This is a genomic window from Amycolatopsis sp. NPDC059657, assembly GCF_042734395.1.
GTDB lineage: Bacteria > Actinomycetota > Actinomycetes > Mycobacteriales > Pseudonocardiaceae > Amycolatopsis.
Genome location: NZ_JBHWEB010000213.1, coordinates 1 through 8,836, shown reverse-complemented (window position 1 = coordinate 8,836; position 8,836 = coordinate 1). Strand labels below are relative to the sequence as shown.

At 69.8% G+C, this 8,836-nt stretch carries 7 protein-coding genes; 3 read left to right on the top strand and 4 right to left on the bottom strand.

Annotated elements, in window-relative coordinates; all coding sequences use genetic code 11:
* Positions 1–62 precede the first annotated feature (62 nt).
* On the bottom strand, positions 63–806 hold the full coding sequence (locus ACFV15_RS46970; protein ID WP_378359868.1) for a class I SAM-dependent methyltransferase: 744 nt from the start codon (positions 804–806) through the stop codon (positions 63–65).
* 53 nt (positions 807–859) lie between these two features.
* On the opposite strand from ACFV15_RS46970, the gene ACFV15_RS46965 reads away from it, so the two are divergent.
* The 3 genes from ACFV15_RS46965 (at position 860) to ACFV15_RS46955 (ending at position 4,648) form a co-directional block, all read left to right on the top strand.
* Positions 860–3,547 (top strand): BTAD domain-containing putative transcriptional regulator, encoded by a 2,688-nt coding sequence (locus tag ACFV15_RS46965; RefSeq protein ID WP_378359866.1) that lies wholly within the window; start codon positions 860–862, stop codon positions 3,545–3,547.
* 89 nt (positions 3,548–3,636) lie between these two features.
* On the top strand, positions 3,637–4,308 hold the full coding sequence (locus tag ACFV15_RS46960) for a nucleotidyltransferase domain-containing protein (protein ID WP_378359864.1): 672 nt from the start codon (positions 3,637–3,639) through the stop codon (positions 4,306–4,308).
* Entirely contained in the window at positions 4,259–4,648 is a 390-nt protein-coding gene (locus ACFV15_RS46955; protein ID WP_378359863.1) for a hypothetical protein, read from the top strand. Before ACFV15_RS46960 ends, ACFV15_RS46955 begins: the two co-directional genes overlap by 50 nt.
* Here ACFV15_RS46955 and ACFV15_RS46950 read toward each other — a convergent pair.
* The 3 genes from ACFV15_RS46950 to ACFV15_RS46940 are packed head-to-tail and all read right to left on the bottom strand — an operon-like array spanning position 4,590 to position 8,265.
* A complete protein-coding gene (locus ACFV15_RS46950) occupies positions 4,590–5,102 on the bottom strand; it encodes a (2Fe-2S)-binding protein (RefSeq protein ID WP_378359862.1) in 513 nt (170 codons plus the stop codon). The two genes, ACFV15_RS46955 and ACFV15_RS46950, sit on opposite strands and share 59 nt — an antisense overlap.
* Positions 5,099–5,959, bottom strand: coding sequence for an FAD binding domain-containing protein (locus ACFV15_RS46945; RefSeq protein WP_378359861.1), 861 nt, complete (start codon positions 5,957–5,959; stop codon positions 5,099–5,101). Before ACFV15_RS46945 ends, ACFV15_RS46950 begins: the two co-directional genes overlap by 4 nt.
* Complete coding sequence (locus tag ACFV15_RS46940) at positions 5,956–8,265, bottom strand: xanthine dehydrogenase family protein molybdopterin-binding subunit (RefSeq protein WP_378359869.1); 2,310 nt, start codon at positions 8,263–8,265, stop codon at positions 5,956–5,958. The genes ACFV15_RS46945 and ACFV15_RS46940 overlap by 4 nt, the downstream gene beginning before the upstream one ends.
* Positions 8,266–8,836 lie beyond the last annotated feature (571 nt).

Below are 8,836 nucleotides of genomic sequence, written 5' to 3'. Positions count from 1 at the left end.
GCGCCCGCTTGTTTGGTGGGCTGTTGAGCGCTCTTTTGTTGTTCGGCTCCTTTTCCCCCCCCCTACCCCCCCCACGACCCCTGGGCTTCCGAAACGATGAGCCTGAACCCGGCATCCCATTCGTCCAGGCCCAGCAGGTCCCGATGCCGGTCGTGCCACCGCCCGGATTCGAGGTCCGCCCGCAGCCGGGCCATCCCGCGTTCCACGGCGTGCGCGGGCGCCTGGGCGAGCGCCGAGCAGTTGTCGCGCACCCGCGGATCGAGGTAAGCCTCCGGCCGGCGCCAATGCGCCGGGAACACACCGTCGGTGAAATCCCAGGGGACCGGCAATACCGTCACGGACGCGGCCCCGAGTTCATCCGCGATGTCCTCCGAGGACGGCCGCCCCCGTTCGAGGTCCGCGATCTCCGGCACGTACTCCCTGACCATCCAGAACTCGAGGTGCCGCCGCGGGTCATAGGTGAGGACCACCCGCAGCGGCGCGACCCGGCAAAGCTCGGCCAGGCCAGCGCGCCAGTCGGTCCAGTGGTGGACCGTCAACACCGCCAGCGCCGCGTCCGCACCCGACACCGGCAGCGACTCGGCGACCCCGCGGACGGCCGGGGCCGCGCCGGGCGGGCGTTGCCGGATCATTTCGGCACTCGGTTCGACGGCCAGCACCACGCCGGCGGGCTCGTAGGAACCGGTGCCCGCGCCGATGTTGACCACCGATCGGGAGGCGCCGAGCGCGTTCGTGATCGGGGTGAGCCAGCGGGGGTCGGTGCGGCGGCCCAGTGAGTAGCCGACTCCGATTTCGTCGTAGAGCATGGGCTCAGTGTGCCCGGAATGGCACTTGAATCCGGCTTGAATAGGCTGGCCGGATGGTCGACGGGATCAGCTTCCGGCTGCTCGGCGGGTGCGAGGTCAGCGTGGACGGCCGGCCCGTCGATATCGGGCATGCCCGGCAGCAGTGTGTGCTCGCGGTGCTGCTGCTCGAGGTGAACAAGCCGGTGACGGCCGATCAGCTCGTCGACCGTGTCTGGGGTGAGCAGGCCCCGGTACGGGCGCGCGGCACCTTGCAGAGTTACCTGACCCGGTTGCGGCGGGCGCTGGACGTCGAGATCGCGCGCAAGCCTGGCGGCTACGTGCTCGCCGTCGACGATCAGGCCGTCGATGTGCACCGGTTCCGGCGGCTCGTCGCCGACGCCAGGGTCGCCGACGACGAGCACGCGCTCGCGTTGTTCGAGGAGGCGCTCGGGCTTTGGCGGGGTGAGGCGCTCGCCGGGCTCGAGACGGAGTGGCTTTCCGGTGTCCGCGAGGGGCTGACGCGGGAGCGGCACGCGGCCGAACTCGATCACGCCGACCTCATGCTCGGCGCGGGCAGGCATGCCGAGGTGCTGCCCGACCTGCTCGCGCGGGCCGCCGAGCGGACGCTCGACGAACGCCTCGCCGGGCAGGTGATGCTCGCGCTCTACCGGAGCGGGCGGCAGGCCGAGGCACTCGAGCACTACCAGCGGACGCGGCGGCTGCTGATCGACGAGCTCGGCGCCGACCCCGGCCAGCGCCTGCAGGACCTGCAGCGCCAGATCCTGTCCGCCGAGGTGGCCGCGCCCGCCGAGCGGGTGGGCACCGTCCATGACCGCGCGGCGCGCGAACTCGCGGGCGCCGTCCGTCGACAGTGGACAGAGGAGGCCGGGCTGCGGTCATTGCGCAGGCCGCAGCCGTTGCGCGTGCGCTGGTCGAACACCCGGCGCCCGGTCGCGGCCGATCCCGAGGTCGCACCGTCGCGGCCGAGCGGGGATGTCGCCGAGCTGGTGCGGTTGTTCCGCTCGCTGGCGTCGAAACAGCTGGTGGTGCTGGGCGAACCCGGCGCGGGGAAGACCGTGCTGGCGCTGCTGTTCACCTTGGCGCTGCTGGAAGATCTGCGGCCGGGCGAGCCGGTGCCGGTGCTGCTGAGCGCGTCCGGCTGGGATCCCCGGAGCGCGCATCTGCAGAGCTGGGTCGCGAAACGGCTCGTCGAGGAGTACCCGGCGCTGGACGCGAAGACCGCGTCCGAGCTGGTCGCCGACGGGCGGATCCTGGTCGTGCTCGACGGGCTGGACGAGATGCCGCGTGCCGTGCACGCCGCCGCCGTCGACGCGCTCGACCGCGACCACCGGTACCCGCTGCTGCTCACCTGCCGCACCGCCGAATACGAGGACGCGGTCGACCGGGGCGGCGTCATCCTGACCCGCGCGCCGGTCGTGGAGATCGAGCCGGTCGAGCTCGGCGACGCGACCGCGTTCCTGCTCTCGGCGGGGCCGCCAGCGCGGCGGCGCTGGGAGCCGGTGCTCGACAAGCTCCGCGCCGATCAGGCACTCCCGCTCAACGAGGTGCTGACCAGCCCGCTGATGGTCGCGCTCGCCAGGGTCGTCTACACCTCGACCACGACCGATCCCGGCGAGCTGCTCGACTTCGCCGACCGTGAGTCGATCGAACAGCACCTGCTCGACGCCTTCATCCCCGCCGCCTACCTCGCGCACCCCGCCGCGCCGGACGCGCGGACACCGCCTCGGTACGAGCCGGAGCAGGCGCAGGAATGGCTGCGTTTCCTGGCCAGGCACCTCACCAGGCTCGACACGCACGACATCGCCTGGTGGCACTTGATCCGGTCGGTGTCACGACCGGCGCGCGGACTCGTGGCAGGCGTCATGGCCGCGCTGGCGTTCGGGCTCGCCGGTGGCGTCGCCGGCGGGATCGGCACCGGCCGGTGGACCGGGTTCCTCTACTTCGCGGTGTACGCGCTCGCGTTCGGCTCCGCGATGGGCCTGATCTACGCGGCCGGGGTGAACGCCGAGCCGGTCAGGGTCGAACTTCGCTTCCGCGGCACCGGTGTCCGCTTTCTCGGCCGCTTCGCCATCGGCTCGGTGATCGGCGTGCTGTTCAGCCGCGCGATGGGCCTGCCGGTCGCCGTCATCGCCGGGGTCGGCGTCGTACTGGGCCTGGCGGCGGGCCTGCACGTCTGGCTCGCCAAGCCCGCCGACGTCACCGAGGTCTCCGGCCCGCCGGTCGTGCTGCGGCAGGACCGCACGGCCGCGCTCGTGCTCGGCCTGACCTTCGCGCTGGCGCTCACCCTGCCGAGCGGTTTCGCGGTCGGAGTGCCCACATTGGACACCGCGGCCGCCGAAGCCGGCACGATCGACATCCTGATCAGCGCGCTCGGCGGCGCACTCGCGGGCGGAGTGGTCGGCGGTGTCTGGTTCGGCCGCGCGGGGGTGCTCGGCATCGGGTTCGCCAGCGCGGTCGCGGGCGGCCTGATCTTCGGCCCGGCATACCCGAACGTCTACGGCCTCGGCGTCGGACTCGCCTTCGGCACCGTGTTCGGCCTGTCGGTCGCCGGGGTCAGCGTGCTGTCACGGGCATGGGGCGCGTTCATGGTCGGCCAGGCCTGGCTGGCGATCCGCGGCCGTCAGCCGTGGCGCGTGCTGCGCTTCCTCGAAGACGCCCACCAGCGCGGCGTGCTGCGCCAGAGCGGCGGTGTCTACCAGTTCCGCCACGCTCGCCTGCGCGATCACCTTGGTAATGTCTAGTGGTCTAAGACAGTTAACATATACTATAGTTGGTATACATGTACTATAGTTGGTGATCTGGGGAGAGCTATGGCGCCAGGAGGTGTGCGGTGCAGCTGAACCGGCCGTTTTCGACGGTCACGCCTACGCTCGACGGCGATGTCCTCCGAGTGCTGGCGAGCCAGGACGCCGCTTTCACGGCAGGACGCGTGCATCGTGTGCTGGACAGTCACTCGGTCGAAGGCGTGCGCAAGGTGCTGCGGCGGTTGGACGGCCAAGGCGTCGTGTACTCAGAGCGCGTCGGCAACACATTCAGCTACCGGCTCAACCGTGATCACCTCGCCGCGGAGCACATCATCGGCCTTGCCCGCTTGCGGGAGACATTGCTGGAGCGCATCGCGAAGCGGCTCGAGGAATGGGCGACCCCGCCGGTCTACGCGGCCGTGTTCGGGTCGGCGGCGACCGGCTCGATGTCCGTGGAAAGCGATCTCGACCTGTTGCTGATCCGGCCGCGTGCCGCCGTCGAAGCCGAGTGGGCGGCGCAGGTCGAGGCCTTGGTGACCGATACGACCAAATGGGTCGGCAACGATACCCGGGTCTTGGAATTCACGGACGCCGAAGTCGAGACAACCGGCCGCGACGAGCCCGTTTTGGGTGACGTCCTGGCGAATGGACTCACGGTGGCAGGCGACCGTGCTTGGCTGCTGAGGCAGTTGAGGGGGAGGAACCGAAATGCGCACGAGACAGTGCGACAAGACGATCCGCCAGGGGCGGATGAGTAAGGCGGAGCAGTTCGCCGACGCCGCATCGCTGGTCCGTGACCTGGCCGATGGTCATGAAGACGTCGCCGATGCCTGCGTGACCTTGTGTGTTCACGCGGGCATCGCGGCGTCGGACGTCATCTGCTGCGCCAAGCTGGGCGAACACGCGCAAGGCGAGAGCCACGAGACAGCTGTCGCCCTGCTCGCCAAAGCGGACGGCGATGCTTCGAAGTGGTTACGGGCTTTGCTGGGCTTGAAGACGAAGGCGGGCTACAGCCACCAACCGGCCACCACCGAGGATTTCAAGCGGGCTGGTCGTGCGGCTGAGGCTTTGGTGGAGAAGGCGCGACGGGTGACTTGAGACTCTCGGCCGCGGCGGAGATCGAGTCGACGATGAACTGATAACCCGTGCAGCGGCACAGGTTTCCGGAGATGCGCTCGCGGATCTCGGCTTCGGTCGGTGATGGGTTTTCGCGGAGCAGTTCGGCAGCGGTGGCGAGCATGCCGGGGGTGCAGAAGCCGCATTGGAGACCGTGGTGCTCGCGGAACGACTGCTGGAGCGGGTGCAGTTCGCCGTCGATGGCCATGCCCTCGACCGTGGTGATCTCGGCGCCTTCGGCTTGGACGGCGAGCAGGCAGCAGGCGCGGGCGGTGGCGCCGTCGAGTGTGATGGTGCAGGCGCCGCAGCTGCCGTGCTCGCAGCCGAGATGGACACCGGTGAAGCCGAGGTCCTGACGCAGGAAGTCGGCGAGGGAGCGGCGCGGCTCGCAGTCCGCGGTGTACGGCCTGCCGTTGACCGTCAGGGTGACCTTCATCGTGCGCTGCCGTTCGCTCGGGTGATCGCCCGGCGCGCGAGTACCGCGGCCATGTCGCGGCGGTAGGCCGCCGGGGCGTGGATGTCGGAGGGCGGGTCGGTCGCTGCGGCCGCTTCGCGGGCGGCGCCCGCGATCAGTGCGGGCGTGAGCACTCGGCCGCGCAGTGACTCCTCGGCCGCGATCGCGCGGATCGGGGTCGGGCCCGCGCCCGCGATGGCGATCCGCGCCTGCTCGCAGGCGCCGTCCTGGTCGAGGGTCACCGTCACGAAGACGGCGACGAGTGCGAGGTCGTGGCTGCGGCGGGTGAGTTCCTCGACCGCGTGGCCGGTGCGCGGCGGGAGCACGGGCAACCGGACTTCGATGAGCAGCTCATCGGCTTCGAGCGCGGTCTGGCCACTGCCCGTGAAGAAGTCGCGCGCGGAGATCGTCCGCAGGCCGTGCTCGCCGCGGACGGTGAACTCGGCGTCGAGTGCGACGGCCACCGCCGGCAACTCCGCGGCCGGGTCGGCGTGCGCGAGGCTGCCGCCGAGTGTGCCGCGGTTGCGGATCGCGACGTGGCCGACGTGGCGCAGCGCTTCGGTGAGCAGGGGCAGATCGCGGGACACCAGCGGCGACGTCTCGACGGCGCGGTGGCGGGCGAGCGCGCCGAGCACGAGGTGGCCGTCGGCGCGCTGGATCGACGAGAGTCCGAGGCCGTTGATGTCGACGAGCACCGATGGCCTGGCCAGCCGCCGGTTGAGCAAGGGCACCAGGCTTTGGCCGCCCGCGAGCACTTTCGCGTTCTCGGAGCCGGTCAGCGCTGCCAGCGCATCGTCCACAGTGGACGCCCTGACGTAGTCGAAGGCGGCGGCCTTCATCGGCGTGCTCCCTGCTTGATGGCGGCGAGCAGCCGTGGCGGCGTGATCGGCAGCGACGTGATTTCGACGCCGTACTCGCTCAGCGCGTCTTCGATGGCGTGCGCGATCGCGGCCCCGCCGCCGATGACCCCCGCTTCGCCCATTCCCTTGAAACCACCGGGAATGTGGTCCGATGGCGTCGACATGTGCTCGATGCCGAACGGCGGGATCTCGGACGCGGTCGGCAGCAGATAGTCGGCGAACGTCGATGTCACCATCCGCCCGTCGGGGCCGTAGGCCAGCTCCTCGTAGAGCGCGCCGCCGATGGCCTGCGCCGCGCCGCCGTGCAGCTGGCCGTCCACGATCAGCGGGTTGATCACCGTGCCGCAGTCGTGCGCGATGAGGTACCCGAGCAGTGCGACCACGCCGGTCTCGTGGTCGACCTCGGCGAGCACCGCGGTGCAGCCGAACGAGGTCGCGATGTTGACAGGGTCGAAGACCTCGCGCTCCTCGAGTGTCGGCGTCTCGGTCTCGGGCAGCTTGCCGTTGATCCTGCGGTACGCGGCGTCACCGATCTCGGCCATGGTGACCGACTTGCCCGGCACGCCCTGCACTGAGATGACGCCGTCTTCGACGACCAGATCGTCCGGCGAAACCTCGAGGATGTGGCCCGCGATCCGCAGCACCTTGGCCTTGAGCCTGGTCGCGGCGTTCAGCACGGCCGCGCCGCCGACAGCGGCCGCGCGGCTCGCGCCGGTGCCGTAGCCGGTGTACGGGCAGGCGTCGGTGTCGCCGGAGATGACCGTGACGTGGTCGAGCGGCACGCCGAGCGCCTGGCCGGCGACCTGGGCGAGCGCGGTGTGGATGCCCTGTCCCATCGCGGACAGTCCGGTGTGGACGGTCACGCGCCCGGTCGAGTCGATCCGCACGACCTCTTCGTCGAAGCTGGAATGGTGCAGCCCGGCCAGGTTGACGATCCGGCTCGGCGCGAACGCGCTGGCCTCGTTGTGGAACGAGTACCCGATCCCGATCGACACCCCGTCGGCGCGCCCGCGCGCGACGCGCTCGGCCCACCCGGCCTGCTCGACGCTCTTGAGGCACAGGTCGAGGCACTCTTCGTAACGTCCGGTGTCGTAGACGAAGACCGGGCTCTGGTACGGGAAGCCCTCGGGTGGCACGAAGTTCCTGCGCCGCACCGTCTGCGCGTCCATTCCGAGATGCCTGGCGAGCTTCTCGACCAGCTGCTCGTGCACGAAGTTCGCCTTCGGCAGCCCATAGCCGCGGTAGGACCCGTACGGCGACTTGTTGGCCATCACCACGACGACGTTCATCTCGACGGCAGGGATGTCGTAAGGCCCGGTGATCAGCGCCGCGGTCGTCCAGCAGGGGCCGAGTCCGATGGTCCCCAGCACGCCGCCGAGCACGCCGTACACGGTGCCGCGCAGGCCCGTGATCGTCCCGTCGCTCTTCGCGGCGAGTTCGACGTCGATCTTCTGCTCACGCGAGTGGACGGTCGCCACGAAGCTCTCGGCCCGGTCCTCGATCAGCTTGACGGGCTTCCCGGTCCGTTTGGACAAGACGGAAGCGACAACCTCGTCGCCGTAAAAGTCGAACTTGTTCCCGAATCCGCCGCCGACATCCGGCGTCCGCACCCTGACCTTCTCGACGGTCAGCCCGAGCACCTCGCCGAGCAATTCGCGCGCGAGGTTGGGTGCCTGCGTCCCCAGCCAGACGTCGAGCCGGTCGGTGAACGGGTCCCAGTTCGCCACCACGCCTCGCGTCTCGAGCGGCGTCCCCATCTGCCGCGCGAACCGGAACGACTCCCGCAGCACGACGTCGGCCTCGGCGAACGCGGCCGCCACGTCCCCCTTGGGGATCACGGTCCGCCCGGCGACATTGCTCGGCCAGTCCTCATAGAGCCGCGGCGCGTCCTCGGCGAGCGCCTCCTCCAGTGTCGTGACGGCCGGAAGCTCCTCGTACTCGACCTCGATGAGTTCAAGCGCGTCCTCAGCGGTAGCGCGGTCCTTCGCGGCGACAGCGGCCACACCCTGCCCGGGGTACATGACCTTCTCAACGGCCAGCGGGTACCCGAACCCAATCAGCATGTCCGGAATGGTCCGCCAGATAACCGGCTGAGGCGCCTTGACAAGCGCCTTGACCTCGGCCCCGGTCACCACGGCGAAAACCCCAGGCAGCGCCACAGCGGCACTCACATCAACACTCAAGATCCGGGCGTGCGGTACCGGGCTGCGCAGCACGGCAGCCTCAAGCATCCCTGGCAAGTGCACATCGTCGACGAACTGCCCACGCCCGGTAAGCAGCCGCACATCTTCCTGCCGACTGACCCGCGCCCCGATCAACCCCGCCACAGCCCCCACCCTGCCAGCGCAAAGCACCCGCCACAGCACCCAAAAGGGCAAACCAACGAGTGCCTGGCCCGCAGGGGTGGTTGAACGTTGCGAACGGGGCGTTCGCAACGCTGAGCGACACATACGCCCCGTTCATTCCGTCCACCCCATCGCAAGAAGCGGGCAAATGAGACATTGCGGGGCGAAATTCGGTCGCTCGACTCGGGCTTCACGTGCTCACGTGCCGATTGACAACGCAGGCCAAGTCTTGACTGCCCAACATCGGGTGAGAACCGGCCATAACACTCACGACCCACCCCGCAAAGAGCACATAACAGGCGCGGCCAATCGGCGTAACTACAGCGAGTAACAAAACGACGAGCAACCCGAACGGATGGGGGTCCGGGGGCGTGCCCCCGGCGGGGGCGTGGGGGGGCGGGCCCCCCCCGGAAAAAAGAAAAGGGCCCAGGTGGGGGGGGGGGTTGCCGCGGGCAACAACCGCCCCCATAATAGAGTTGGGCCGGGTGGAGACCATCAAAAAAATGGACGG